At 59.1% G+C, this 26,907-nt stretch carries 22 protein-coding genes; 1 reads left to right on the forward strand and 21 read right to left on the reverse strand.

The genetic code is table 11. From position 1 onward, the window contains the following. Window positions 1–98 precede the first annotated feature (98 nt). The 10 genes from ACWF6P_RS18065 to ACWF6P_RS18110 form a co-directional block, all read right to left on the reverse strand. Entirely contained in the window at window positions 99–1,424 is a 1,326-nt protein-coding gene (locus tag ACWF6P_RS18065; RefSeq protein WP_452621909.1) for a UDP-glucose dehydrogenase family protein, read from the reverse strand. Window positions 1,425–1,477: 53 nt separating this feature from the next. After that, on the reverse strand, window positions 1,478–2,446 hold the full coding sequence (locus tag ACWF6P_RS18070) for a GDP-L-fucose synthase family protein (RefSeq protein ID WP_452621910.1): 969 nt from the start codon (window positions 2,444–2,446) through the stop codon (window positions 1,478–1,480). Beyond that, window positions 2,443–3,474 carry a GDP-mannose 4,6-dehydratase gene (gene gmd / locus ACWF6P_RS18075; protein ID WP_452621911.1) on the reverse strand — a complete coding sequence of 344 codons (1,032 nt, stop codon included), beginning with the start codon at window positions 3,472–3,474 and terminating at the stop codon, window positions 2,443–2,445. Before gmd (ACWF6P_RS18075) ends, ACWF6P_RS18070 begins: the two co-directional genes overlap by 4 nt. 97 nt (window positions 3,475–3,571) lie before the next feature. Next, window positions 3,572–4,372, reverse strand: a complete 801-nt coding sequence (locus ACWF6P_RS18080) for a WecB/TagA/CpsF family glycosyltransferase (RefSeq protein WP_452621912.1) — start codon at window positions 4,370–4,372, stop codon at window positions 3,572–3,574. A 5-nt stretch (window positions 4,373–4,377) separates the two neighbouring features. Beyond that, the gene (locus tag ACWF6P_RS18085) at window positions 4,378–5,544 is read right to left on the reverse strand and encodes a glycosyltransferase family 4 protein (RefSeq protein WP_452621913.1); all 1,167 of its coding nucleotides are present in this window, start codon (window positions 5,542–5,544) and stop codon (window positions 4,378–4,380) included. Next, window positions 5,541–6,437, reverse strand: coding sequence for a glycosyltransferase family 2 protein (locus ACWF6P_RS18090; RefSeq protein WP_452621914.1), 897 nt, complete (start codon window positions 6,435–6,437; stop codon window positions 5,541–5,543). The genes ACWF6P_RS18085 and ACWF6P_RS18090 overlap by 4 nt, the downstream gene beginning before the upstream one ends. Next, window positions 6,434–7,645, reverse strand: coding sequence for a hypothetical protein (locus ACWF6P_RS18095; protein WP_452621915.1), 1,212 nt, complete (start codon window positions 7,643–7,645; stop codon window positions 6,434–6,436). The genes ACWF6P_RS18090 and ACWF6P_RS18095 overlap by 4 nt, the downstream gene beginning before the upstream one ends. Then, window positions 7,642–8,853, reverse strand: a complete 1,212-nt coding sequence (locus tag ACWF6P_RS18100; RefSeq protein WP_452621916.1) for a glycosyltransferase family 4 protein — start codon at window positions 8,851–8,853, stop codon at window positions 7,642–7,644. The genes ACWF6P_RS18095 and ACWF6P_RS18100 overlap by 4 nt, the downstream gene beginning before the upstream one ends. Window position 8,854: 1 nt before the next feature. Beyond that, entirely contained in the window at window positions 8,855–10,180 is a 1,326-nt protein-coding gene (locus tag ACWF6P_RS18105; RefSeq protein ID WP_452621917.1) for an O-antigen ligase family protein, read from the reverse strand. Then, complete coding sequence (locus tag ACWF6P_RS18110) at window positions 10,167–11,690, reverse strand: sugar transferase (protein ID WP_452621918.1); 1,524 nt, start codon at window positions 11,688–11,690, stop codon at window positions 10,167–10,169. The genes ACWF6P_RS18105 and ACWF6P_RS18110 overlap by 14 nt, the downstream gene beginning before the upstream one ends. Window positions 11,691–12,665: 975 nt before the next feature. Between ACWF6P_RS18110 and ACWF6P_RS18115 the strand changes: the two genes are divergently transcribed. Next, window positions 12,666–13,169, forward strand: coding sequence for a hypothetical protein (locus ACWF6P_RS18115; protein ID WP_452621919.1), 504 nt, complete (start codon window positions 12,666–12,668; stop codon window positions 13,167–13,169). A 423-nt stretch (window positions 13,170–13,592) separates the two neighbouring features. Here the strand turns inward: ACWF6P_RS18115 and ACWF6P_RS18120 are convergent, their stop codons facing one another. The 11 genes from ACWF6P_RS18120 to ACWF6P_RS18170 all read right to left on the reverse strand — a co-directional run bounded on the left by ACWF6P_RS18120 (window position 13,593) and on the right by ACWF6P_RS18170 (window position 26,706). Next, window positions 13,593–15,011, reverse strand: a complete 1,419-nt coding sequence (locus ACWF6P_RS18120) for a polysaccharide biosynthesis tyrosine autokinase (RefSeq protein ID WP_452621920.1) — start codon at window positions 15,009–15,011, stop codon at window positions 13,593–13,595. Between the two features lie 694 nt (window positions 15,012–15,705). Next, window positions 15,706–17,031, reverse strand: a complete 1,326-nt coding sequence (locus tag ACWF6P_RS18125) for a UDP-glucose dehydrogenase family protein (RefSeq protein WP_378448598.1) — start codon at window positions 17,029–17,031, stop codon at window positions 15,706–15,708. A 52-nt stretch (window positions 17,032–17,083) separates the two neighbouring features. Beyond that, a complete protein-coding gene (locus ACWF6P_RS18130) occupies window positions 17,084–18,052 on the reverse strand; it encodes a GDP-L-fucose synthase family protein (RefSeq protein ID WP_452621921.1) in 969 nt (322 codons plus the stop codon). After that, window positions 18,049–19,080, reverse strand: a complete 1,032-nt coding sequence (gene gmd, locus ACWF6P_RS18135) for a GDP-mannose 4,6-dehydratase (RefSeq protein WP_230816379.1) — start codon at window positions 19,078–19,080, stop codon at window positions 18,049–18,051. The genes ACWF6P_RS18130 and gmd (ACWF6P_RS18135) overlap by 4 nt, the downstream gene beginning before the upstream one ends. A 100-nt stretch (window positions 19,081–19,180) precedes the next feature. Beyond that, complete coding sequence (locus ACWF6P_RS18140) at window positions 19,181–20,245, reverse strand: polysaccharide pyruvyl transferase family protein (protein WP_452621922.1); 1,065 nt, start codon at window positions 20,243–20,245, stop codon at window positions 19,181–19,183. Further along, window positions 20,238–21,449 (reverse strand): oligosaccharide flippase family protein, encoded by a 1,212-nt coding sequence (locus tag ACWF6P_RS18145; RefSeq protein ID WP_452621923.1) that lies wholly within the window; start codon window positions 21,447–21,449, stop codon window positions 20,238–20,240. Before ACWF6P_RS18145 ends, ACWF6P_RS18140 begins: the two co-directional genes overlap by 8 nt. Window positions 21,450–21,519: 70 nt before the next feature. Continuing rightward, a complete protein-coding gene (locus ACWF6P_RS18150) occupies window positions 21,520–22,059 on the reverse strand; it encodes a DapH/DapD/GlmU-related protein (protein WP_452621924.1) in 540 nt (179 codons plus the stop codon). Continuing rightward, a complete protein-coding gene (locus tag ACWF6P_RS18155) occupies window positions 22,056–23,345 on the reverse strand; it encodes a WcaI family glycosyltransferase (RefSeq protein ID WP_452621925.1) in 1,290 nt (429 codons plus the stop codon). The genes ACWF6P_RS18150 and ACWF6P_RS18155 overlap by 4 nt, the downstream gene beginning before the upstream one ends. A gap of 17 nt (window positions 23,346–23,362) precedes the next feature. Further along, on the reverse strand, window positions 23,363–23,944 hold the full coding sequence (locus ACWF6P_RS18160) for an acyltransferase (RefSeq protein WP_378448604.1): 582 nt from the start codon (window positions 23,942–23,944) through the stop codon (window positions 23,363–23,365). After that, window positions 23,917–25,092, reverse strand: a complete 1,176-nt coding sequence (locus ACWF6P_RS18165; protein WP_452621926.1) for a glycosyltransferase — start codon at window positions 25,090–25,092, stop codon at window positions 23,917–23,919. Before ACWF6P_RS18165 ends, ACWF6P_RS18160 begins: the two co-directional genes overlap by 28 nt. A 93-nt stretch (window positions 25,093–25,185) precedes the next feature. After that, window positions 25,186–26,706, reverse strand: a complete 1,521-nt coding sequence (locus ACWF6P_RS18170; protein WP_452621927.1) for a sugar transferase — start codon at window positions 26,704–26,706, stop codon at window positions 25,186–25,188. Between the last annotated feature and the right edge of the window lie 201 nt (window positions 26,707–26,907).

The following is a 26,907-nucleotide window of genomic DNA, read 5'->3' on the forward strand; positions in this document are numbered from 1 at the left end:
TGCGGGTCTGAGCGGTCGTTGCCGGTCAGGCCGCGAGGGCGAACCGGGCTTTCTCAACTTCGATATCGATCAACTGCAGCGGGCAAGATGCCCTGTGCTCACGGACGTCCCAAGCCGCGGTATGTCCAACCCGCGCCCCGCCAGTCGGCTGGGGACAGGCAGTTACGCCCGTCGACGATCACCTTTTTGCGAACCACCGAGTCGAGATCGGACGGCCGCAGTTTCAAGAATTCGGGCCACTCGGTCAAAACCAGGACAACATCGGCACCTTCGCAGGCCTCCAAAGCATTTGCCGAGTAGGTCAGCGTCGGGAACAGCGCGCGCGAGTTGTCCATGGCCTTCGGGTCGTACACGTTCACCGCAGCACCTTGGAGCTGAATCTGACCCGCGACATTGAGCGCGGGCGAGTCACGAACGTCGTCCGAGTCCGGCTTGAATGCGGCACCCAGAACTGCGACCCTCGCGCCGAGTAGCGACCCACATGCCTCTCGCGCCAATTCGACCATGCGGGTACGTCTGCGCATGTTGATGTTGTCGACTTCACGCAGGAACGTCAGTGCTTGGTCGGCACCGAGTTCACCGGCGCGGGCCATGAAGGCACGGATGTCCTTCGGCAAACACCCTCCGCCGAAACCAATTCCCGCGTTGAGGAAGCGACGTCCGATCCGAACGTCGTGTCCGATCGCGTCGGCGAGCACCGTGACGTCGGCGCCCGCGGCCTCGCACACTTCGGAGATGGCGTTGATGAACGAGATCTTCGTCGCCAGAAATGCGTTCGCCGACGCTTTGACCAACTCCGCCGTCGCGAGGTCCGTGACGAGAAAGGGAATCCCCTCATCGATGAGCTCTGCATAAACTTCGCGCGCAACAGATTCCCCCCGACCGCGCAGATTTCGGTCGACCCCGAGCACAAGCCGGTCCGGGTGCAACGTGTCCTGGACGGCAAATCCTTCACGGAGAAACTCGGGATTCCACGCGACTTCGACGCCGTCGCCGATCGGCGCCAGGTCCCGCGCGCGCTTACCGAGCCGTTCCGCGGTTCCCACCGGCACCGTGGACTTGCCGAAGATGACCGAGGGTTTGGTGAGCAGCGGTGCCAAAGTCTCGATCACCGCGTCCACGTATATCATGTCCGCGGCGAACTCGCCCTTTTTCTGCGGCGTACCGACGCCGAGGAAGAACACGTCCGCAAATTCTGCGGCTTCCTCGTACGACGACGTGAACCTCAGCCGCCCTCGATCGATGTTTCTTCTCAGGACCTCGCCCAACCCTGGCTCGTAGAAGGGAACTTCACCTGCTCCCAGTTTCTCCAGCTTCGCCGCATCGACATCCACTCCGAGGACCTCGTGACCGAGTTCAGCCATACAGGCCGCGTGCGTCGCGCCCAGGTATCCCGTGCCGAAGACTGCTATGCGAGTGCTCATGTTGCTCGATCCACTTTCTCGAGATTGTGTGAAGTGTTGACGGGAAAAGCCATTCAGGTGCGTACGGCACCGATGTTGTCTCGGTACCACGAGACTGTCGACGCAATACCTTCGCGTAATCCGATCGTGGGCCGCCACCCGAGTTCACGAATCATGCTCACGTCCAGAAGTTTCTGCATCGTTCCGTCCGGCTTCGAGGTGTCCCACCGCGTCTCTCCGGTGTATCCGACCTCTTCGGCGACTATCGAAGCGATCTCACGAATTGTGTGATCCTCGCCGGTTCCGACGTTGACATGCGATGCACCGTCGTAGTTTTCAAGCAGATGCAGACACGCCGACGCCAGGTCGTCGACATGCAGGAACTCACGGCGTGGATTGCCACTCCCCCAGTTGACAACCGACTGGACTGCGGACGACTGCGCCTCGTCGTAACGCCGAACGAGTGCGGGAAGTACGTGCGATCCGCGTGGCGAAAAATTGTCTCCCGGGCCGTACAGGTTGGTGGGCATAGCCGAGATCCAGGGGCGACCGTGCTGCCGCCTGGCAGCTTGAACGTGGAGTATTCCCGCGATCTTTGCAATTGCATAGGCGTCGTTGGTCGGCTCGAGATGACCGGTGAGGAGGTACTCCTCCTTGATCGGTTGCGGCGCCAATTTCGGGTAAATGCACGATGATCCGAGGAACAGGAGACGCTCGACGCCATGCGCGAGGGCGGCGTCGAGCACGTTTACCTGGATGCGCAGATTCTCCGACAGGAAGTCGACGAGGAAGGTGCTGTTCGCCGCAATCCCACCAACTTTTGCCGCTGCGAGGATCACGTTGGTCGGCTTTTCGCGGGCGAAGAAATCGAAAACAGCTTCCCGGTCACGTAGATCGAGTTCGGCCGACGTCTTTCCGAGCAACCTGGAGAAGCCGACAGATTCCAGGTGTCGCCACACCGAAGAGCCGACCAAACCTCGGTGTCCAGCCACGTAGAACGGTGCGTCTCGATCGAGGGGTCGCGGCGCGAACGAATCACTCATCGCGTCGCCAACCAGTCGGGAAGTGCCGGAGTGTCGATCCACGGTCGCCCTTCGTGCTCGAGCGCTTCGATGTCTGCGTCGACCATGATCCGGGCCAGTTCGGGTGTGTGGACGCCGGCCTTCCAACCGAGTTTGCGCTCAGCATGACTCGGATCCCCGATCAGTGCGTCCACCTCGGTCGGACGAAGATACCGTTCGTCGAATCGAACGTGGTTTTCCCAGTTCAGACCTGCATGTTCGAAAGCGACGGTGAGGAAGTCGCGCACCGAGTAGTTGCCACCGGTGGCGAGCACAAAATCCTCAGGCTCGTCGACCTGCAGCATGCGCCACATTCCCTCCACGTACTCCGGCGCGTATCCCCAGTCGCGAATCGCATCGAGATTGCCCATGTACAGGTGATCCTCGATACCCGCCTTGATACGTGCGACTGCGCGCGTGATCTTCCGTGTCACGAATGTCTCACCACGCCTGGGGGACTCGTGATTGAACAGAATTCCGTTGACGGCGAAGATCCCGTACGCCTCACGATAGTTCTTGGTGATCCAGTACGAGTACACCTTCGCCGCACCGTAGGGCGAGCGAGGGTAGAACGGTGTCTCCTCGTTCTGCGGTGGTGGTGTCGCACCGAACATCTCGGAGCTCGACGCCTGGTAGAACCGGCAGTCGAGTCCGGCCATCCGAACCGCTTCGAGCAATCGGATCGACCCGACGCCGGTGGTGTTCCCGGTGTGTTCGGGTTCGTCGAAGCTCACTCTGACGTGAGACTGCGCAGCGAGGTTGTACACCTCGTCCGGCTTGATCTGCGCAAGCAGCGTCACCAGACGCGCTCCGTCACTGAGGTCACCGTAGTGAAGAAAGAGTCGAGCATCCGCATGGTGCGGGTCCACGTAGATGTGGTTGATCCTCGAAGTGTTGAACGTCGAAGATCTACGGATCAGTCCGTGAACCTCATAGCCTTTGGAGAGCAGCAACTCGGCGAGGTAAGAGCCGTCCTGCCCCGTGATTCCGGTAATCAGTGCGCGTTTCATCCTGCGTTCCTTCCGTTGCGGGACAGCCCGCCTGATAGTTGCGAAACCACGGTTGTGGTCCGTATTCCTCCGAATCGCTCGGCAGTCTTGATCTCGCTCATGTGCGTCCCCCAAACCGGCCGAGTACTTTTCGAATGTCACGTGATGCCAGTCGGAGGAAAGTCGAGTTTCCGAACAGGTAGCGTCGCCACAGACGTTTGGGTTCCGACACAAGTCGATACAGCCACTCGAAACCTGAGTTCTGGACGAAAGTTGGTGCTTCGGAAACAGTTCCCGCCAGGAAATCAAAGGCGGCACCCACGCCGACAGCCACGTAGTCGGTTCGATCTGCTATCGCCTTCGTGACAAAATCCTGCTTGGGTGCGCCCAGACCGACCCACACGATGTCCGGTGACGACGGACCGACCTTCGTGATGATGTCGTCGACGAACTCCTTGCTGAACGCGGCAAACGGTGGGGCATAAGTGCCGGCCACCTCGATGCCCGGGTACAACTCCTCTACTCGATCCTTCAAGAGACTCAACGTCGCTTCTGTCGTGCCGACAAAATGGTGACGAAGGCCGTAGCGGCGTCCCTTGTCCAGGGTGGCCTCGAAGAACGACGGACCGCGAACTGGTCGCACACCGATCTGATCGGAAATGGCACCGCCACCTGTCAACCGCATGACCCAGCTGACCGGGGTTCCGTCTGCGAAGTTCACCCCGGGGCCTTTCAGCACTGCGGAGTAGTCGCGATCGTTGTGTGCCGCCGACACGCAGTAGGAATTCGACAACCGCACGGAGACTCCGGTTCCCACCCCCTCCCGCCTTTCGTTGACTACCCAATCGGTAGCTCCCTCGAGATTGGTCGCGGCAAACGGAATGCCACCGACCTCGATGACCTCGAACGGACTGCTCATCTGTCTCACCACTTTTCCGAGTTCGTTTGTTGACGTTCATTGCACTGGCCGTAGCTGCGCGACAAGATCGATTCCAACCGGGATCGAGTCCAATCACGTTGCGGTTCAAAGAGAGAAAGCTCGGTCTCGACAATCGATCGAGCAATACGCGAGGGAAGTGTGGATGCCGGCGCAACCGGAATCGCCACGGCGTTCCGACCGGCCAGAGTCGGTACACCGCCGAGATCCAAACAGACCACCGGGAGGCCCACCGCGGCCGCTTCGGCGGCCACCCAACCGCCGGAATCGTGCATGCTCGGGAAGAGCAAGGCCGAGGAGGCCCCCATCTCCCTCATCACTTCCGATCTGTCGCGCCACCCGTGAAGCGTGATCTGACCGCGCCGGTAGGGCAGCGACTTCTCGATTCGCGCTCGAGCGGGCCCTTCCCCGACAAAGGTCATGGACCAATCGGTACCGAGATGCTCGAGCGCGTCGAGTATCAGGTCGATCCCCTTGTACTGCAACAGCCTTCCCACAAAAAGCAGTTTTCGTTTCGGTCTGGGCACCGATTGAACTTCGATTCCGTCGTAGTCCAGAACGCAATTGGGCTGGACGACGACGTCGCAGGCTCGCGGGGCCCCGCGGCCGCTGTCGGAATTCATCGCGATGAAGGTGTCGACGCGTCCGGACACGAAGATGTGGGTCAGTGCCCGTACGACTTTCGTCGAGCAGGTGCGAACAGCAGTGGTGGCCAGGTATCGCACACCGACACTCCTGGCGAGTGACATCGGCGGGTAGGTGTTTCCGCCGGCAGGCCCCCACACGAGTCGTTTGCCACCGACTCCACCGAACAGCACCGGTGGGGGCAGCCAGTCGGAGGCGAACGTTGCGTGGTGCAGGACGTCGAAGTGTGCCGCTTCACGCCGAACGAACAGTGAAGTGTGCCAGAGCCATCGGAGGTATCGACTGTACGATCCGGCTTCTTCTGCGGTCAACGTCGCTATCCGCACGACTCGAACTTCGCAACCGAGTTGTTCACACGCGGATTCCAACGTAGGAGCCTCACCGGAGCGAGTCACCACCGTGATCGACTCACACAGTTCGGAAGCCGCCGAGAGAAGCGCCCAACCCGCCCCGGATTCACTCCCCTGATTCGGATCGCAGGCGTATGCCGTCATCAACAACCGTGTCATCGCGCTACCTCCAGCCTCTGTGCGCGTGGCATCCGAGAACCGCGGCGATCGAATTGCTGTGAGAACCAACCGATGTTGCGTGCACCGTGATCGAGAATGACGCGTTTGACACGCGGACTGAACACGGCAGCAGGTATCGCCACGGCCGCTGCGAGTACGAGAGCAGCTCGCTCGACGAGCTGAGCCGTCAACTGCGGCGCGGTGAGTTGTCCCTGACAGAGCGCCAGGATCCGGCCGTTGTTGACGTATCGTGCGAAGAGCCAGGAATCCCGACGCCGATCCGCGTCGACGGGTTCGTACGCAATTGCCTCGTCGCACCACAGCAACCGGACACCGCCGGCGCACATCCGGAGTGTGAACTCGGTGTCCTCGCCGCCAGGTAGATCCCAATCGTCACTGAAGTTCAAGCCGTTCAAAGCCTTCAGGTCCAACAACAGGTTTCCAGCGCCTGCCGACGCAACCGGAGTGCCGGTGGTGTGGCGAACACGCGCGTGCAATGGAAGTTCTGAAGCAGGCAGACCCACCGGAATCACAGGACCGGCCACAGCACCCGCGTTGAAATCTGCGGCGCAGGTGAGGAGATTCGACAGCCAGTCGACTTCGACATATTCGTCGTCGTCGACGAACACGATGTATCGACGTTCTCGCGCGTTGGCGAGATCGACGAGTGCACGTCGCGCTGCCGATACCCCGCCGAACCCGAGATGCAGTCGCTCGATCCCGTCGACGACGTATGTCGGTGTGGTGGACTCCGGATCGTTGTCGCCCACCACGATCTCCGCCGCAACGCCGGCAGCCTCGATCGACGCCCTGACGCTGTCAACACAGTGCGCAAGTGCCGATTCGCGACGGTACGTCAAAATCGCGACCATGACGCCGGTCAGGTTCTTCATGAGAGACCAACCTTCGGCCGAGAGACGTCGTTCATCGATACCAGGAGCACGACGCTCGCACTGACACCAGCCGATACCGCCAATGCTCCTGCGACATAGACGGCATCGTCGGACAATCCCGCTCCGAGAACGATCAGAAACTGCAGCGGCAGCAGCAATGCGCGAAATGTGTTGAGCATTCCGGTCTTGTCCACGACTCGAATCGAAGTGCCTACGCCCAGAAGAATTCCGTTGAACGCCACTGCCAGTCCGCACAACAGAAGGACCGGCATCAACTTCGGGAAGTGCGGCCCGACCAGGTGATCCATCAATCGAACTCCAGAGAGCCGAATCTCGAGCAAGAGACAGATCAGCGAAACGCAGACGATCGAAACGAAGAAGATCCGCAATCCCACTCGGCGACCGAGTGCCATGCACTCGCTCGGGCTCATCGATTCGACGCCACTTCCGAACTCGCGCATCAGGATCGGTGAGATGCCCGCGAACATCAAGGACAGTGGGCCGAGCAGTGTCTGCGCAGTTCTGATCTCACCGATCATCGAGATCGACGCCACCACGCTGAGTATCAAGAACATTGCCTGCTGCGCAGCTGATCCCATCAATATCTCGATCGCGAACGGCACGGATCTGTAACGGTGAGTGCGGGAGTACCTGATCGACGGCACCGGCGGCACCAGACGCATGGATGCGTGACCGAGAGCGAGCGCAACGAAGACACCGACCGTGTAGGTCACGAGAGCAAGTGTCAGATTCTCGACCAGGAAAGCTGCAATGAGAACGAACGAGAGTGTCACGATCTGTATCGACGCAGAGATCCAACTCGCACCGTCGTGCATCAACATCGTGCGTATCACGTCGAAGATCACGAAACCCACTGCGGCCAAGGCATATACCGTGAGATTCATCGAGTCCGACCCCGCGATCAGGAACAGTGCCCACACCGATGTCACCGATACTGCCGCCAGCACGATCGTGGGGGCCAAAGCCGGCCGACGCTCGTCCGACTTCGCTCCTCGCGAGAGCCAGACGTCGACGCCGATCGCTCGCCCCAGCGCCAGTGCCAACAGACCCGCCGATTGAATCACGGCAACCTGGCCGACTTCGATCGGACCACCGAGTCGTGCCACCGAGGTGAGAACGACAAAAGTGAGGATGCTCGAAATCCCTTGATCCGCCATGAATGTCATATGCCGAGTGCGATCGTTCACGAGCTCACCTCGTTGATGAGCTCACGCATCGACGTCGCCGCCTTGCGCGAGGTGAAGCGACTCGCGTAGTGACGATATGCGGATTTGCGTATCGCGGATCGGTCGTCCACGCCGAAGATCCGTGCGAGGGCCTCCCGGATCGACGATTCTTCCAGGGAATGAAGCGGCGTTCCGCCCGGTCCGACGATGTCCGCGAGTGCACCGCTGGTTGCGTAGATGACCGGGGTGCCAACCGACATCGATTCGATCGCGACGCGTCCGAACGGCTCTGCCCATTGAGACGGGACCACGGACGCCGCACTGTGGCGGAGTGTCTCGATCACATCTTCGTGTGACGTGAATCCGGCCATCGTCACGTTGTCGCGAGCTGTACTCAAGCTGGAGATCTCGCCGTGCTGCGGTCCGTCACCGAGAACTGTGAGCGAGGGACTTCCGGCGCCCTGCGGCCAGTTGCGCACCAGGTCAAGGACGCCCTTCTCGGGTGTGAGTCGGCTGACGCACACCACCGAATCGTTGCTCCGGAATTCGGGTTCATTTTCTTCGAATCCGAAGTTCGGACGAACCACGACGCGGTCGGATTCGATCAGTCGTCCCTCGACCAGACGTGCTGTCATCGCGCTCGTTGCAACGAACCTGTGTTGCTTCCACCCCAAGACGCTGAGCTTGACTGCCGCAGCACTCAGGTAGCAGACAAGGCTTTGCAGTCGGCTGTTTCCGTAGCATCCGTTGCGGACACAACTCGTGAAGTAGTTGGTGGAACCGCATTCGGTGCACGTGCCATCGGCGCGTAACTTGGCTGACGGTGTGACCAGACGATAGTTCCGGACCGCCTGCAGTGTAGGAATTCCGGCGGCTCTTGCGGCCACGAGCAACGAAGCCGAGAACGCCGGCCAGAGGTTGTTGACGTAGACGATGTCCGGTCGCTCCAAGCGGATGATTCGCAACGCATCGACGAGTACCCGAGGACTGAACACTGCTGCGGCGCCCGCCCACGGTCCACGAGAGATCTTGGAGTTTTCGGTGGTGCACCGAACCGTCTCGTATCCGATCGATTCGAGGAGCCTGGACTCATTTGCGAAGCTCTGTTCCTCACCACCCGGATTTCGATAGATCGCATGGAACATCAGCGCTTTCGGTGCCGCCGATCGAACGTCGGGCGTCGGGCTCACATCGGTCTCCGTGCGGGTTACATCGAATGACTTGTACACCTCACTCGCCTCCTCTTCGCGCCGGAACGGATTTGTTGGCGTTGTTCTTGTCGATACGGCCCCCGCGGATAGACAGCTCAGCGCTGCGGGGACCGTCTGAACGGGGTGTGGAGGGTCCGTGCGGAGCCAGGAAGACCCACACGATCAACCACATAGCGCCGAAGAAGAGCGTCGACTCCGTCAAGTCCATCGAGAAGACGAGAACCGTCAACGCGACGATGGCGATGTACTCGGTTCTGCTGTGAGCTCGCGAGAGAGCCGTATTCAGGAGCAGGTAGTAGCCGGCCAACAGCAGCAGGAATCCGATCCAACCGATCTGCAGCCGAATGTCGAGCATTCCGTTGTGTGCACTGGTCGCCGAAAAGGACAGCTTGGACCGGATCAGCTGCCCCACTGCACTGTCCGGCGCCCACACCGAGCCGAAGCCCCATCCGAGCAGGGGCCGCTGTTCGGCGTAGTAGTTCGAAACGGTCCAGAGGTGAAGCCGCCCGGTCAACGTGACGTCTCGCGAGAGTAATTCTGCGACTTCGGGTCCGAGGACCTTCATCGCGCCGGACACCCCGAGGTACAGGCCGATGATCACAGTCGAGGCGAGGTGGGCGTTCGGTGTCCGTCGAAAGCACTTCAGAGCAAGCACCGTCGCCAGCGCAATCCCTACAGCGACGAGACTGGTCTGGCTCCGGGCTTCGAACAACACGATGCCGGCGACAGCCAGCGCCGCCAACCACGGTATCCGCTTGACGCCGGGAAGCATGAGCATGACAGCAACGAGTACAACTTCGATCGCAGCCATTCGGCCCAAAGTGTTCTTGTGTGTGAAGATTCCGCGATACGTGACAGCGCGGGTGTCCATGTCGATGCCAGTCGAAGGATCGAGGAACACGACCATCAGCGACAGCACGAGTAGTACCAGCAAGGTGAGGGCAACAGTCCGCACTCGCACCGCGAAGGTCAACTCACGGGCGACGATGATTCCCGTGATCGCCAGGCACACGATGACGATGCCGGCGACGGCGGAGTTCCGGGGCAGTGTCGACCAGTACCAGCTGGTTGCCGGAACGCCGGCCGCGACCAGAAGCGCGAAGACCGGCCAGATCGCGTTGCGTGAGTATCGCCGATCGAGGAAGTAGACCAACGCCAGTGTCGCCGCGAGAACTGCCGAACCGTGCACGAGCAACGATCCGAGCGCTGTCTTCTGCGTGTACGCCTGAAAGGCTCCGCTCGCGCCGACGACCGCGATCACCAATGCCGTTCGCAAGATCAGCGGATTGTTCGGAGCCTTGTTCTCGCAAGGCGCCGGTGCCGCCTTCTTGTCAGTAGGCGCCATCACTTCCCACCACCGCCTTGAGCGTCTTCGCGACGATCATGACGTCACCCATCATCGACCAGTTGTCGACGTAGGAAAGATCCAGGCGGACAGTGTCTTCCCACGAAAGATCCGAACGTCCGCTGACCTGCCACAGTCCGGTGACACCGGGCTTGACCAGTAGCCGCCGACTGACCGCACCGTCGTACATCTCGACCTCGCGCCGAAGCGGTGGCCGCGGTCCTACAACGCTCATCTCGCGCCGGAGGACGTTGACGAACTGGGGTAATTCATCGATCGAGTACCGACGCATGAAACGACCTACCGTCGTCACTCGCGGATCGTCTCGCATCTTGAAAAGCACTCCCGCGCCTTCGTTCTCCTTCATCAGTGCCGTGACCTGTGAATCCGCATTCTGGACCATCGAGCGGAACTTGAGCATGGGGAACGGCTGACCGTCCAACCCCATCCGCTCCGACTTGTACAGAACCGGACCCTTGCTCGTGAGCTTGACGGCGATCGCAGCCGCCAGAAGCACCGGACTGATCACGGTGAGTACCAGCGACGCGAAAACGATGTCGAAGGTCGTCTTCGAGAACCTTTGTGCGCCGTGATAGCGCGGACGCTCGACATGTATCAGCGGAAATCCCGCGACCGGACGCATCGAGAGCCTCGGCCCGGACACATCCAGAATCCCCGGTGCAACAACAAGGTCCACATGATCGCGCTCGAGATCCCACGCCAGCTTGCGCAGCCCTTCCGGTCCGAGTCGCTCCGACGCCGTCACTGCCACCGTGTCGGCACCGACCTGTTCGAGTGCGTCGGTGACACTGTGTTCGTCTCCGAGCACCGGAATGTCTCGACCGTTCACTGTGACAACTTCGCCCGCTCCTCCTCCGTAGCCGGGTACGCAGACTCCGACGACTCGGTATCCATGGGCATCGTCTCGCTCGAAGTTACGGGCAAGGTCGACAACCGCCCCTCGCACACCGACCACGAGTACCGCAGTTCGAAATTCACCTCGGGCTCGCTCGCGGGCAATCACTCGTCGCCAGATCCAACGACTTGCGATCAAGGCCGTCAATCCCACCGGAAACGCCACGGCAAGATACAGGCGCGCGATCTCGAGGTGAAGGAGAAGGCTGGCGATCGCAATCAGTCCGAACAGCCGGAGCGTTCCGACAGCGATCAATCGGTACTCTTCAGGGCCGCTTCCGATCACACGGGGGGATCTGGTGCGAAATACTCTCAGCACAGCCACCCACCCGATAATCAGGGCGAAAGACAGTGCGCTGTAGCTCAAATGGCCGAGTGCTTCTCCGTCGAGGACATCGGAGTCGCCACCGAACCGCCACCACTGAGCCAGAAACACAACTGACGCAACGATGATCGTGTCGGTGATCGCCAAACGTCGAAGGTAGGCAGATTGCCATTTCCTGCGTGCGGATACTCCACCAGCCCTCTTCGGAGCTTCTCGTCGGTGTTGTTGTGGCCGTTCTTCGGTGGGCGCGGCCATCTCGAGAACCGTCATGTATTCAGAAACCTTTCCCCACGCACAGAACTCGGCGCGAAGCTGTTCGCCGGCCGAGGTCCATCGGACCGCCTTGCCGAATCCAGATACTTCGACGGCGAAGCAACTGCTCCGCATTACTGCGTTCAGTGCGAATGGTCGCATTACGTGCGCCTTGTAGTTCAACCGGCGACTATGGCCAGGCCTCGGCCCGACTGTCGAATTATTGCGGCATTGCCGCAGCTCACACCCCATGATTGAAGCAGAGCCCATTAACGACCCAAACACGAGGCGATCGGCGATTTCTCGTCGCCCGCTGACGTCGCCGGCCTCGATATTGCCGCAACTTGCATCTTGGCAATTACTTGGCTAGCTGGTCAGTACCAGTGAGGAGTTTGCCACATTCCGGACAGTGTGGCAATAGCACTTTCCTAACTTCTTCCAGTCGCCAGCATTGAGATCAGTTATCCAACCTCCAGGCGGGCAAGTGCGCGCATGCTTCACCATTGGCATTGCGTACCTATAGTTTTCATTGCCGCGATCAATTGGACTCCACGTTTGGACGGAAACCCGCACGCGGTCGGTAAACGCTCTGCAAATCGAACCATCGCCAGTCCGGCCGCACGGCAATTCTGAACAATCGTCCGACACTTCGCCACTGAGTGCGCCACCGCGATACGTGAAGACAAAATCTTCGACGAATGTGGCCACACGTACCGAGCGACTAGTTCACGCATCGGAAATGATTGCAGTACAACATCACTCGCAAGAGTTGACAGTCCACCGACCTCTACGCTGCAAAGCACGGAGGTTAACCGATTGAGCACCGGTACAGGTCCATAAGCAACCACTGGCGTTGCGCCAGTAGTTTCCGCCGATGGAATACAGCGACTTTGGCGGATCAACTGCATTGCCGAGCCCTAAGGTTGCGCCTAGCCTGATCGGAGTCAGGGGCCGATCAGGCGACACTCCTTTGACTGGAAGGCGCTTACCCGGATGTGGATTCTCTCGATTGTTGGCAAGTTCCTCGAGATTGCAGGGCTAGCCATTGCCGCGATCGGTCTGATCAAGGCTTGGCGCCATTCTGCAGCGGGTGTGCCGTTCTGGTCCGAGTCGATTCGCAGGCTGTATCCGTTCCGGCGTAGTCGTAGTGCGACCGTCCACGTCCGCACTGCTACATCCGTTGTGATCGGTTCGTCGGCGCTCGTTGAGGTGGATATAGATCCAAGCCAACCCATGGGGCCGCGCGTGGCGGCTCTCGAATCAAACCTGAATGCGATCCGGCGAGAGATGTTCAAGCTCAACTCGGAGCTGAGTCAACAGGCTTCCAGGTTCGAGGCGGAAGACAGACGGATCGAGAAGGCAATCGAAGACACCTTTGCGAAGGCCGCCTTTGAGGAGAGTCAACGTGCCGTCGTTGAGTTGAGGATTGCGGCAGTAGGTCTCGGCATCAGTGCTTTCGGTGCGCTTTGTCAGGTGCCGCAAATATTCGTGGCGTAGGGCCAACTGTGGCAATCAGGTCCGCTGAATAGGTTCGTCGGTAGAGTCACCCTCACAAACCGACCGAAGATTTGACCTGTTCAGTCAAGCGCGAATGCGATCTACGTCGCCAGCACCGATCTTGGTCAGTCGGTCGAAGAACGCATCGAAGTTGCTACCGATGCCGGGTTGCTTCGGATGCCGGCAGGGATGACGAGGTCTATCTCGATAACCTGCAACGCGAGGTCGACAGCATGGCTGGGTAACGAATCTCGAGGACGCTCTCGATATAGGCACGAGCCTAGCCAGGCAAGCTGGGCACGATCGCAGCGGCGACGATGCCCGGTTCGCGATCAGGTGGCCAGACGCAGACGAGTCCGCCCGCTCGGCGATCAGTGCAGTGATCGCGTCACGGGCGGACTCGCCAGAAAATGCTGCGTAGCTTCAGCTCACCAAGATCGCCGACTGCGGCTCTTTCACCTGGTCAACACTCACCACAGGATCGGAGTCGTAGTAGTACTTGTACTCGTAAACCCCGCGACCGTTCAGCGGGGTCATCGTTATGACAGTGCCGAGAATCGTCGCACCCACGCTGTGGAGGTTGCCCACCGCCCTGCTCAACTGTTCCCTCTTCGTCGAACCATGACGAGCAATGACGAGTGCGCCGTCAGCCAGAGCAGACAGAACTGCAGCATCCGTAACCGGAAGCAACGGCGAGGCATCGATGATGACGTAGTCGAACCTTCTGCGGAGATCGGCAAAAACTGCATGCGCAGTGTCAGTCCCCAGCAATTCGCTCGGGTTCGGAGGAATCGGACCCGAGGCCAGAACCGTCAGGTCTGCATTGCTCGTCACCTGAAGTACGTCGTCCAGATCTGCTTGCCCGGCCAGGACCGAACTGAGCCCGACGCTTCCGATCAGTCCGAGGTACTTCGACACACGCGGCTTACGAAGGTCACCTTCAACGAGACATACGGTCTTGCCCGCCTCGGCCAGCACGAGTGCGATGTTGACGGCGGTCGTGGTCTTACCCTCCGAGGGAAGCGAACTCGTGACGACGATGACACTCGGGGGGCGATCCACTGCCAGGAACTGCAAATTGGTTCGCAGTTCACGGTATGCCTCGGCACTGGCGGAGTTGCCCTCGTGGAAGTTGATCGCTTGATGAACTTCACGTTCCTTGTCGAACGGAATAGTTCCCACCATCGCCGCACCAACGATGTCCTCGACTGTCTTTCGTTCTTTGACAGTGTTGTCCAAGCGGTCACGCACCACCGCTAACCCGATCCCCAACAGAAGCCCGATCGCGGCACCAAGTGCCACGTTCCGCGACGTCTTCGGCGAGACCGGTTCCGCGGGAGTTTGTGCTCGCTGCTCCACAACGACGCGCGCCGGCGCCGTTCCGCCGTTGGCGGGTGTACCCAGATCTTTGACCATGACGACAAATTCGTCCGACAGCGCATTTGCAATTTCTCGAGCCAGTTCAGGCGAAGCATCTTGCACGCTCAAGTCGAGAAGTACTGTCTCCGGTGCCGAGGTGGCGGTCACCTTCGACGAAATCTCTGCAGCGGAAAGCCCGCCGAGCCGATCCGGCCCGACCGAGTCGATCGTCCTCTGTGCCAGTGTCTCGCCGGTAAGCAGCTTGGCGTAAGAAGTGACCAACTGCTGCGAGAGCTGGTTGCCTTGGTAAGCCTCGTTCACGGTTGTTCCGGTAGAGGTCGACACGAACAGGCGCGTGGAAGCCTGGTAGATCGGTGTGGCAATCAACGAGGCGCCCAACGCACCCAAGATCACGACTACAGTAACGACAGCGACTATCTTCCACCGTGCCTGCAGAATCTTCAGGTAGTCCCGTACATCCATCGTCGAATCTCCTTCGGCTCGAACACGAATCACGTCTTCGAGTAGTAATCGACAGCCGCTTGTCGAGCCGCTGCACTCAATCCAGGCTGAACGAGGCAGCCAATCTTCTATCGCACACACATAGTGTGATTTTGTGTCCGGAACGAGCAGGTTCGCGTTCCTACATGGCACGTCACGATGCAGCCGATACGTGAAGGCGTAGCGACGGGCTCGAGGGAGTGGACATCAGGGCCCTCTCCCACGTCTCCTGTACCAGCCTTGCTTGCCGAGACCGCATTGCGGCGACCCAGCGCATGCATTCAGTCCGAGTTGGGAGCAAACACTACCGACAGCTGGGCTGAACTCTACTGTGTCATTAACCTTTTCACCACCGCAACAGCAATTCGGCGCAGCTGTGCAGCTACATTCGTTCTCGCCGTCCGAGCGAGGATCGCCCACGGCCACCGGACGGCGAGGACCAAAGTCCACGCAAGTGCATCCGCGGACCACTAGGCCGAAAGCTACTGCACACCAGTAGAACAAGGCACTATTCCACACCGCGACACCATTGGCCGGACGCAACCGCAGTGCCGCGCCGCCACAGCGAATCCATCGACGGACCTTGGTCCCGAGCTTTGGCGAATCCACCCGAAGGCGGATTCGCACCAGTCGCAGGCCACTGACGGTTGCGACGATTTACGGCTGGTTTCAAAGATTACGGCCTTCCGAGCCCTCGATAGGTCCACCCGGCGTCGCGCCAGGTGCTCGGTTCCAGGCAATTTCGCCCGTCAATGATCACCTTCTTGCGCACGATTGCTTCGAGGTCCGACGGCAGCAATTTTCGAAATTCGGTCCACTCGGTCAGGACCAGGACGACATCAGCGCCTGCGCACGCTTCAAGTGCGCTCGACGTATAGGTGAGAGTTGGGAACAAAGCCTTCGAGTTTCCCATTGCCTTCGGGTCGTAGACATTGACGGCAGCGCCTTGCAGCTGTATCTGACCAGCGACGTTCAATGCCGGCGAGTCACGAACGTCGTCGGAATCAGGTTTGAACGCGGCACCGAGAACCGCCACACGGGCTCCGAGCAGCGAGCCACACGCTTCTCGAGCCAGCTCGACCATCCGTGTACGACGGCGCATGTTGATATTGTCGACTTCACGCAGGAAGGTGAGTGCTTGATCTGCTCCGAGTTCACCCGCGCGTGCCATGAAAGCACGGATGTCCTTCGGTAAGCAGCCACCACCGAAACCGATTCCCGCATTGAGGAATCGCCTGCCTATTCTCTCGTCGTGGCCGATGGCATCGGCAAGTACCGTGACATCTGCACCCGAGGCCTCGCACACCTCCGAGATCGCATTGATAAACGAGATCTTCGTCGCCAGAAAGGCATTGGCTGATGCTTTGACCAACTCCGAAGTGGCAAGGTCGGTAACAACAAAGGGAATGCCTTCGTTCAAGAGCTGCTCGTACACTTCACGCGCAACCGATTCTGCACGTCCAGGTCGATTGCGGTCTACCCCTAGTACAAGCCGGTCCGGGTGAAGCGTGTCCTTCACCGCATAGCCTTCCCGGAGGAACTCCGGGTTCCACGCCACCTCGACATCTCGCCCTGCAGGCGCCAGCTCACGCGCACGTGCACCCAATCGCTCGGCGGTACCCACTGGCACAGTCGATTTCCCGAAAATGACAGCCGGCCTGGTCAACAGAGGTGCGAGGGTCTCGATCACCGAATCGACAAAACGCATGTCGGCCGCGAACTCCCCCTTCTTCTGAGGCGTACCGACGCCGAGGAAATGGATGTCCGCGAACTCTGCGGCCTCCTCGTAGGAAGCCGTGAACCGAAGACGTCCCGCGGCTATGTTGCGGCGCAACACTTCCTCTAGCCCTGGCTCGTAGAAAGGAACCTCCCCAGCTTCGAGCATAGCGAGCTTGTTCGGATCGACATCGACCCCGAGAACCTCGTGACCCAACTCGGCCATGCATGCTGCGTGTGTCGCCCCGAGGTAGCCGGTGCCGAATACCGCAATACGAGAAGTCATAACGATGTCTGCCTGTCGAAGTCGGGTTTACGTCGAATAATGCTGTAGTACTTCATGTCCTGATCGAATCGACGTTCTGTCGATACCACTCCACGGTCGATGCGATCCCCTCACGCAAGTCGATCCTGGGCTGCCAACCCAAATCTCGAAGCTTCCCGATGTCGAGCAGCTTCCGCGGCGTTCCGTCAGGTTTCGTGCGGTCCCATTCGATCTCGCCGCCGAACCCGACCTCGTCCGCCACGATCGCGGAGATCTCCGCGATGCTCTGGTCCTCACCTGTACCCACGTTGACGTGCTCAACTCCGTCATAGTGGTCGAGCAGATGAAGACAGGCATCCGCCATGTCGTCGACATGGAGAAACTCACGCCGTGGAGTCCCGCTACCCCAGTTCACAACTGACGCCGCTCCCTCACGACGCGCGTCGTCGAAGCGCCTGATGAGTGCCGGCAGCACATGAGAGCCCTTGGTAGAGAAGTTGTCACCAGGGCCGTAGAGATTGGTCGGCATCGCGGAAATCCACGGACGCCCGAACTGCTTGCGAACAGCCTGCACCTGCAGGATTCCGGCGATCTTTGCGATCGCATACGCATCGTTGGTCGGCTCCAAGTGACCGGTCAGCAGATACTCTTCGCGAATCGGTTGAGGAGCGAACTTCGGGTAGATGCAGGATGACCCGAGGAATAGCAGGCGCTCGACATCGAACTCTGCCGCCGCATCCATCACGTTCACCTGGATGCGAAGGTTGTCGGAGATGAAGTCCACCGGCAGTGTGCTGTTCGCCAAGATCCCGCCCACTCTGGCTGCCGCGAGAACCACGTTCTTCGGCCTCTCCTCGGCGAAGAATTCGAACACTGCACCGCGGTCGCGAAGATCGAGCTCGGCGGACGTGCGTCCGACAAGGCAATTGAAACCATCGGCTTCCAACCGACGCAAAATCGCTGAACCTACGAGCCCACGATGGCCCGCGACGAACACACGCTCGCTCCGATCGAGCGGCCGCTGCACGTTCTCCCCTGTCATCGAGCGTGCTCCCAATCCACCAGGTTCGGACGATCGATCCAAGGCTTGCCCTCACATGTCAACGCCTCGATGTCCGCGTCGACCATGATTCGAGCCAGTTCGGGGGTATGCACTGTCGCCTTCCAACCGAGCTTCTGCTCGGCCTTTCCAGCGTCCCCGATCAACGCATCGACCTCCGTCGGACGGAGATAGCGCTCGTCGAAGCGCACGTGATCTTCCCAGTTCAGTCCTGCATGCTCGAAGGCCACCGTCAGGAAGTCCTTGACCGAATAGTTACCGCCAGTCGCGAGAACATAATCGTCCGGTTCGTCAGCCTGAAGCATCCTCCACATTCCCTCTACGTACTCCGGCGCATAACCCCAGTCACGAATTGCATCGAGATTGCCCATGTACAAGTTACTTTCAAGGCCTGCTTTGATTCGAGCGACTGCTCGCGTGATCTTGCGGGTCACGAACGTCTCACCACGGCGGGGGGATTCGTGGTTGAACAGAATCCCATTCACCGCGAAGATCCCGTATGCCTCACGATAGTTCTTCGTGATCCAATACGAATAGACCTTCGCAGCGCCGTACGGCGACCGCGGATAGAAGGGGGTCTGCTCGTCCTGCGGAGGTGGTGTCGCACCGAACATCTCGGAACTGGACGCCTGGTAGAACCTGCATTCGAGCCCTGCCATTCGAACCGCTTCGAGCAACCTGATCGACCCGATTCCCGTCGTGTCGCCGGTATGTTCAGGCTCGTCGAAGCTCACCCGCACGTGGGACTGCGCCGCGAGGTTGTAGACCTCGTCCGGACGTATCTGTGCGAGAAGGGTGACCAAACGCGCCCCGTCGCTGAGATCTCCGTAATGGAGGAACAGCTTTGCATCGGGGGTGTGGGGATCTACATACATATGATCGATCCGAGCTGTATTGAACGTGGACGACCTACGAATAAGTCCGTGGACCTCGTATCCCTTGCTCAACAACAGCTCGGCCAGGTATGAACCGTCTTGGCCTGTAATTCCGGTAATCAGTGCGCGTTTCACTTGAAACCCCGTCCTCGAAGCAGATACTTGTCTGCGGATAGTCATCGGCCGAATTGTGTTGTGTGGGAGTACCGACCCCACAACCAGAACTGAGAAACGCTCACGGCATTACTGCCCCCTTGATCCGCGATCTCAAATCCTCCAGTTCCGCGGCAGCGGAATCCATTCCGTGGAAGATTCGGGCAGATTCGTCGTGCCCGAGATTCAAGCTGCCACCCGCCGAGTCGTCCATCCACGATGCCTGCGGCGCGAGTACCGGTTCCAGCGAATCCCTCAGCTTCGGTACCGAACTGCTGCCCGACATCACCGGTATCGATCCACCTCGCGCGCTCAGGATCAAAACATGGAGTCGGTCGCTGATGGTCACGGCCGCGCGCTCGTACAGGGTACGGAGAGCGAACTCCTGTTGCCGATGGGTCACGTCATCGTCCCATCCCACGTAGGGAATTCCGAGCGTCGCAGCAACTTCACGGTTGTGGTTGTCGTCCTCGACAACCTGGCAACAGGCCATCAGATCCAAACCCTTTGCCGAGACCTGATCGTGGATCGACCGAAGGGTCGCGTAGTTCACCGGTCGGTCATGTCGAAGCGAAAGCAAAGCTATTTCTCGGGCCGCAGATCCTTGGCCCGCCGACTTCGCCACGTCAGAAGTGCTGCCCCGAAAAGCGAGATCGGGATAGAACCGGCTCTTACCTCGCAGATACTCGCACGTCCGCTTGTCACGTGCTGCGTAGACGTCGGCTATGCCGACGAGGATCTTCTCGGGTACCGCCGCGAAGGAGCTTCGCACCTCGATCGATCGCCCCAAAACGAGGATTCGTGCACCGAAAATGCGAAGCACCGCAAAGACGGCCACAAGTAACGAGTGTTTGACGACGCTCGCGACCGAAGCTCCCAGAACTGCAGGCCCAGGAGCCATGACGATCACTGCCCGCTTGCGGCGCACCGTATCGGCCAAAACCGCTCGCCAGAATCGAAAGCCCGAATTCATGACCTCGTCGGTTGGTTCCCAATCGAAGGCATCGACGTACTCCGCGCTCATACGGCCCGAAAAGACTACGGGACTCAATCCCAGGTCGCGCATGTAATCGACTGCTGTTCGGCGTATCTCGATGTCTCCCAGATTTCCCTGGGCTGCCGCAATACTCATGAAGAACCTACGCATGGGGATCCCTCCTCATTGCAACGACAACGACACAGGTCAGGAATACGGTTTGAAGTACGTAGCTGAGCGAGAGTGACCATCCCGCTCCGAGCGCCCCGTAGCGGGGAGCCGCCACCAGGATTCCGACCAGGCAAATCAACGTGCTCAAAACAGTTATGTAGGAGACAACTTCAACTCTGCCCGTACCTTGCAGAATGGCGTTCAACTGCGACGAGATCGCTGCGAAGATCAAACTGAAGCAGACGACCTGCATTACCGGTACCGCGTCTACATATGCAGCGCCCAAAACCGGTGGAACCACTGCAGGTATGACTGCCGCGATCACGCCGAAGATCACCGCGCTGGCAAAACACACATACATCGCGGGTCGCAGAATGCTCTGGGTGATTCGCCCAGTCGTCGAGCGCGCCGCTGCCGGCATGAGAACTGCCGCAAATGAAGTGGGAATCAGCCGCAGTGGAGTAGTGATACGACTCGTCACGCCGTAGATTCCGGAGACGGCCGGGGATGTCACGAGTCCAACCAGCAGTACGTCGAAGTTACGCGTTTGAGTGGCAACGGAATTCAACCAGAAGTGCGATGACTTGCGAAGAATCGACTTATACGATCGCCTCGATCTGATCCGAGTGATTGCCGGTCCGAGCCGAATGGCCACGAAGACAGCGATCATCGAGGAGAACGCGAGGCCCACTGAATACCAGAACACTGCATCGACACCCGAGAGCCAAGCGGCCGCGACAAAGACGAGGGCAAGTGCTCGACGAAGGAGCAACGATACGGCGTTCTGCCAGGTATTCCCGTCAGCGAGTGGTAGCGAAAGCAACGTCTCGACGTAATTGTCCAGGACAACCCACGCTGCCAATGGCACCACGAACCAAAGCCTCGGTTCGAAGACCGAGGCCACAGTCGCGATCATTGCAAGCAAGGCCCCAACGGCCAGATTGGCGCGGCGCGAGAACTCCAAAGTCGAAGCGATGAGCGGTTCCTGGTCACCCAACGCACGGATACGAACCAGAAACGGAGTGAACCCGAAGTTCAGAACGGTTTGAAGGACCAGTCCGACGCCATAAGCAGCAGCGAAGATTCCAAAGCCGGACGGACCGGAGATGCGAGCAAGGAGAACCATGCTCAGTGCCTGAATCAACGCACCGACAAGACGTCCGCCGGCGATTCCGGTGAACTGCACCACCAGGGGGTTTGTCATCACCTTCACGTGGCACCAACCAGGCGGCGGAACGACTGTACGACTCCAGCGCAATTCGGCCGTGTGCTTCTCATGCTCGTCCGATCTCCGAGACCGGGGCACGAACAATTGCACTCGCCGGAACATCCGATATGACAAGGCAATTCGCGCCGATCACAGCGTGGTCACCGATCGACGTACCACGGAGGACGGTGGATCTCGCCGCAATCCATACGCCATCACCGACGACGATCGGACCGTTGTCGAACTCGAAAGTCCGTGATTTTCTGCTGTGACTGCCCGCGCACAGGAAAACATCCTGCGAGACGCAACTGTTCGACCCGATGCTCACTGGTTCGAGATTGAGGATCCACGCTCCCTCACCCACCCAGGTGTTATCGCCGATCGACAGCTTCCACGGCCAATGGATCTTCACGTTGTGCCGTATCAGGACTGCTTCACCGATCTGAGCGCCGAACAGTCTGAGAATGGCGACCCGCATGCGTGCCGGCACGAACCAGGCCCGGAACACTGGTGCTACCGCGAGCCAGGCGATCTGCACTGGCGCCGGACGCCCCTTGTCATATCCTGCCCCGGTGAACTCGCCGAGGGAGAGCTGTGGGTGGGTCATCGCGCTCGGGCTTCCGTCAATCGAGTCGGCGAACTCGCTCGGTTGACAAGTCCGTCGAGCAGTTCGCCGAACGCGATAGTGGCAGAATCGGGAGACAAAACTTCGTGCACGTACTCCCTTCCGTTTCGCGCGAATTGCTCAGAACGGGCGGGGTCAGCCACCAACATCTCTATTTCACGAACCAACGCCTCCGGATTGCCGGCGTCAACGCGTACTCCCGCCCCTGACAGCGCGATCTCTTCGCCCGACGCGCTGTCCGCAGACGTAGCCGCCACGACTGGCACCCCTGAGGCGAAATACGATGTGAGTTTGCTCGGAACAGCCATGCTGCGAAGATCGGCCAACTCGTTGAGAAGCAGCGCATCCGCTGCACGTAGCACGTCGGTAAAGTCCTCGCTGTCAACAGGATCCATGAATTCGATCCCCTCGCATCCCTTGGACAACTCTTCAAGATGGGCTCGCTGATTCCCGTCCCCCATCAGCACGAATTTGATGTCGGACTGCCGTGCATCGAGCAAACGCGCGGCGTCCACCACGTTTTCGAGCCCTTGCTTCGCACCCATGTTTCCGGCGTGCAGAACTATCTGCTGTTCCGGCCCCCATCCCAATCGTCTTCGCGAATCCTCTCGGGCGCAAGAAGACTGGGAGAGGTCGAGGTGGGTCCAGTTCCTGATAACCGTGATGCTGCTCGAATCGACGCCGAGGTTCTCCTGGGCATGCTTCGCAAACCGCGGATGGATCACGACAACGTGATCGGACTTTCGCAGGATCCAAGATTCGACTCGATCGACGAGAGACGACAATCCACCGCTCAGCTGGCCGGTCTCGGAAGCGCCCAGTCCGTAGAAGTCTTGCACCCACAGCACCACGGGTGTGCTCGACCGAAAGAGCCTGGTCCTGATGACAAATGCCGCTGAGGACAAAAGTGTTGGGCTTACACACAGAACGAGGTCCGCTCGGTGGAAAAGAGTCGCCCAGGATGCCCTCAGGGCGAAGCTTGCCTCCATCAGGATTCTTCGCAGGAAACTGGGGTTCCGAGGGATGTAGTGACGGAGTCTGTGCACTGTCAGATTCTCTGACTTCTCGACCGAAGACAGTCCTGAGAAACCATCCATCTTTTTCCAGAATGGATAGTGTGGATACCCCGTCACCATCCTGACGTCAGCACCAGCATCCGCTATCGCATTTACCAAGCCCTCAGTGTAAGGAGCGATACCGGTTGGCTCAGGGGAATAGTTGATTCCCACGATCAGGATTTTGTTTCCCCGATTTTCCATCGTGCTCATTTCCCTTTTCAGCTCACTCAGGACGACAGTCCGTGCACAGCTTGCAGGTGTGCACTTCTCTGCGTATCACTCTCGAATCTTTCGCCGACTTTCCGTGCAGGAACTCCGACATTCACAGAGAAACTCTCGACGTCACTCGTCACGACCGAACCGGCTCCGATCACGGCACCGTCGCCTATCGTCACACCGCTCAATATCACCGAACAAGCGCCTATCCATACATCTGTTCCAATTTCGACAGAATCACGAGCGCCAGGCTCTCGGTCCCCCACCCATGTCGACGCGAGCATCGGAATACCCACTTCGTCGATCGCGTGGTCTTCACGCCCTACGATGTAGACATTCATTCCGATCATGACGTGGGATCCGATCGAACCGTCTACCTGGATAACCGTCCGAGGCCCGACGCTGACATTATCGCCGATATTCAATCCGTGAGGCGCACTGATGATTGCCCCGCGGCCCGCGTTGAAGTCGCGTCCTACTGAAACGTTGCCGTTCGATATTGCCAGCCCGTTCATGATTCCTCGAAGGGCTCGCCTAACCCCTGACGGGAGGCGGGATCGGTTACTCATCGTGCGACCATCTCCTTGGGCCATCCGTCTTTGTCGAATTCAACGACCTGCCCTCTCAACGCGGCAGAGATACCCGATGCCATCGACTCAGCGGAATAGAGTTCTCCAACCTTCGTTGATATTTCCCCTGCCGACACGGGATTGGAGTCCAGATACAGAAAGTAATCGCGTAGTGCCACGGCCAGCGATTCCTCGGTTGTCGGCGAGTAACTCTGCATCGGACCGACTACGGCAAGCTCGATCTCAGGGGCGTGCGGGGCATCCTCGGGATACAGCATCGGAACTCCGAATCCCAGGCTCTGAGTGACACTCAATCCGACGTATCCCGGAGAGACCGACATGATTGAGCGCGCATAGATTTCAGCAAGCTCGACGGGGCTTTCGACACGTCCGTGCAGAACAACGGATCCTTCGAGACCGAGATCTGAAATTTGCCTCTCTATAGTTTCCGAAGCATTTCCGAAACCTACGATTTCCAAGACGGCACCCTTGTCTTTGAGGCCCGATCGATGGAAAGCCGGAACCAATTGATCCACGTTCTTCTCGGCAACCAATCGACCGACATAGACTATTGATTTACGCGATTCAGTGGTGTTATCGGCGTTGATATGCGCGCGCTTGTACAGAGAATTCGGTGCTACCCACACTGGCTGGTGCGGTATCTCACGCCTGGCCGGGACTACGCTGGCGTATCCGTAAAGAATAGTTCCCTGAGACAACCGCCGCATCGTCCGTCGAAGAAAAGCCGTCTTCGATGAAGACCCTTCTCTGGGATGAAGGTGACCCCAAACCAAAGTACGTCGACGCGTAATTCGTCGAAGGGCTAAAATACCCCACGCCGTGAGACTCCGAGGGTTCAAATCAAGGATGGTCACGGAAGCAGAAAGCGGATTTCTCCAGGAGCCAACCTGAAGAAGAACCTTGTCACCGAAGATTCCTATCCGTCGAACTCGCTCATAGAAATCCTTGTCGATACCAGTTCGAACTGTAGGATCCAGTCCGTAGTCCGAGGCAAGAATGCGGAGATTGCCGTTCTCCATCTCGCGCAACACTTCGATACACGGATTCCGATATGTTGGAATTACCGCCAAGTACATCGAATATTTCGACGATGACATCGAAACGGTTCCCCCAAAGTTCTCATCGAGTATGATCGACTGGTCAGTGTGCATTGCGCAATTCCCTCTACTTCGGATCCCAGGCAGTATTCACCGGGAACAGCGAATCGGATTCGCGATTTGAATACGAAAGAATGACAGAACCGATCAGTAAGCGCCGTCACTTGCCATTACGGCTTTGAGCGTTTTCACGACGATCATGACGTCCCCAACCATCGACCAGTTGTCGACATAGGACAGGTCCAGTCGCACGGTTTCTTCCCACGAAAGATCCGAACGCCCACTCACCTGCCACAAACCGGTGATCCCTGGTTTGACAAGCAGTCGCCTTTTCACGGCCCCGTCGTACGCCTCTACCTCACGCCTCAACGGCGGCCGGGGACCAACCACACTCATCTCGCGACGGAGCACGTTGACGAACTGGGGCAACTCATCTATCGAAAACTTTCGAATGACGCGCCCTACCTTGGTAACCCGAGGATCGTCACGCATCTTGAACAGAACGCCGGCGCCCTCGTTGTCCGACAGGAGACTGTCGACCTGTGTGTCGGCGTTTTGAACCATCGATCGGAACTTCAGCATCGGGAAAGGAACCCCGTCCAATCCCATTCGCTCTGACCGATAGAGCACAGGACCCCGACTGGTGAACTTCACTGCCAACGCCGTCGCGATCAACACCGGGCTGACCAGGATGAGAATGACAGACGCGAAGACGACGTCGAATGCTGTCTTGGCGAACCGTTGCGCACCGTGGTAGCGGGGACGTTCGACGTGAATCAGCGGAAGACCGGCCACCGGCCGCATCGAAAGCCGGGGACCGGAAACGTCCAGGATTCCAGGCGCCACAACAAGATCAACGTCCTTGCACTCCAGATCCCAGGCCAGCTTCCGCATACCGTCGTATCCGAGGTGTTCCGTCGCAGTGACCGCCACTGCATCGGCACCGACCAAGTCGAGCGCGTCGGTCACGTCGTGCTCGTCCCCGAGGACCGGTATTTCGATGCCGTCGACGACTATGACTCTGTCCCGACGACCTAGTTGACTAGGTTGGCAAACGCCCACTACCCGATAACCGTCGCCGGGAGCTCGTTCGAAGGTTTGGGCCAGCTTCTTGACTGCAACGGGGCTTCCTACAACCAACACGGATGTCTGGAAGTCGCCCCGAGACCGCTTCCGCGCGATGACCTTTCGCCAGATCCAGCGGCTTGCCATCAGCGCCGTCAGACCAACCGGGAATGCAAAGGCCAGATAGAGTCGCGCGATGTCCAACTGCAGCAGAAGACTGACAATCGCAATGAGTCCGAAGAGGCGCACTGTCGCTACGAAAATTCGCCTGTACTCTTCGGGGCCGCTGCCGATCACCCGGATCGATCGAGTGCGGAAGATGCCCAGAGACGATAACCACATTGCCGCCAACGCAATTGACACACCGGTGTAACTCAGTTGCCCGAGGATGCCGGTGCTCACCGCACGGCCGTCTCCGCCGAACCGTAGCCACTGAGCCAGGAAAACTGTCCCCACGATGATCGCCGAGTCGCCCAGGAACAGTCTCCTGCGGTATGCCGTTTCCCATTCCCGCCGTGAAGTCGATCCGCGGCGGAGGTCGGGCACTGCACGGGGAAGCGTGTGCTTGTTCTTGCCCAGCGTGGACACGTCGAGCGCCGTCACGTGATCAGTCCCTTCCTCATTCGTGGAATCCGTGCGTCATTGAATTCGTACGTCGTTGACAGGTGTTGAGCGTGATTCGTCAGATCGAGCAATACGCTGGAACAGCAAATCGCTCGCTTCGATCCGAAAAGTGCAATTCCTCGAGAATCGGAACGCTCTCACGCTCCGAGTGGATTACATTTCAGCACTGTCCGCGCGCAG

It is taken from the genome of Rhodococcus sp. NPDC055024 (assembly GCF_053608585.1).

What these genes read in the sequence shown, in the direction of transcription:
- ACWF6P_RS18115 (WP_452621919.1), top strand. Translation starts at nt 12,666, where the DNA reads ATGTGGATTCTCTCGATTGTTGGCAAGTTCCTCGAGATTGCAGGGCTA.
- ACWF6P_RS18090 (WP_452621914.1), bottom strand. Translation starts at nt 6,437, where the DNA reads ATGAAGAACCTGACCGGCGTCATGGTCGCGATTTTGACGTACCGTCGC.
- ACWF6P_RS18130 (WP_452621921.1), bottom strand. Translation starts at nt 18,052, where the DNA reads ATGACAGGGGAGAACGTGCAGCGGCCGCTCGATCGGAGCGAGCGTGTG.
- gmd (WP_452621911.1), bottom strand. Translation starts at nt 3,474, where the DNA reads ATGAAACGCGCACTGATTACCGGAATCACGGGGCAGGACGGCTCTTAC.
- ACWF6P_RS18140 (WP_452621922.1), bottom strand. Translation starts at nt 20,245, where the DNA reads ATGCGTAGGTTCTTCATGAGTATTGCGGCAGCCCAGGGAAATCTGGGA.
- ACWF6P_RS18065 (WP_452621909.1), bottom strand. Translation starts at nt 1,424, where the DNA reads ATGAGCACTCGCATAGCAGTCTTCGGCACGGGATACCTGGGCGCGACG.
- ACWF6P_RS18070 (WP_452621910.1), bottom strand. Translation starts at nt 2,446, where the DNA reads ATGAGTGATTCGTTCGCGCCGCGACCCCTCGATCGAGACGCACCGTTC.
- ACWF6P_RS18120 (WP_452621920.1), bottom strand. Translation starts at nt 15,011, where the DNA reads ATGGATGTACGGGACTACCTGAAGATTCTGCAGGCACGGTGGAAGATA.
- ACWF6P_RS18155 (WP_452621925.1), bottom strand. Translation starts at nt 23,345, where the DNA reads ATGAGCACGATGGAAAATCGGGGAAACAAAATCCTGATCGTGGGAATC.
- ACWF6P_RS18085 (WP_452621913.1), bottom strand. Translation starts at nt 5,544, where the DNA reads ATGACACGGTTGTTGATGACGGCATACGCCTGCGATCCGAATCAGGGG.
- ACWF6P_RS18165 (WP_452621926.1), bottom strand. Translation starts at nt 25,092, where the DNA reads ATGCACACTGACCAGTCGATCATACTCGATGAGAACTTTGGGGGAACC.
- ACWF6P_RS18105 (WP_452621917.1), bottom strand. Translation starts at nt 10,180, where the DNA reads ATGGCGCCTACTGACAAGAAGGCGGCACCGGCGCCTTGCGAGAACAAG.
- ACWF6P_RS18150 (WP_452621924.1), bottom strand. Translation starts at nt 22,059, where the DNA reads ATGACCCACCCACAGCTCTCCCTCGGCGAGTTCACCGGGGCAGGATAT.
- ACWF6P_RS18080 (WP_452621912.1), bottom strand. Translation starts at nt 4,372, where the DNA reads ATGAGCAGTCCGTTCGAGGTCATCGAGGTCGGTGGCATTCCGTTTGCC.
- ACWF6P_RS18110 (WP_452621918.1), bottom strand. Translation starts at nt 11,690, where the DNA reads ATGACGGTTCTCGAGATGGCCGCGCCCACCGAAGAACGGCCACAACAA.
- ACWF6P_RS18145 (WP_452621923.1), bottom strand. Translation starts at nt 21,449, where the DNA reads ATGACAAACCCCCTGGTGGTGCAGTTCACCGGAATCGCCGGCGGACGT.
- ACWF6P_RS18125 (WP_378448598.1), bottom strand. Translation starts at nt 17,031, where the DNA reads ATGACTTCTCGTATTGCGGTATTCGGCACCGGCTACCTCGGGGCGACA.
- ACWF6P_RS18160 (WP_378448604.1), bottom strand. Translation starts at nt 23,944, where the DNA reads ATGGCCCAAGGAGATGGTCGCACGATGAGTAACCGATCCCGCCTCCCG.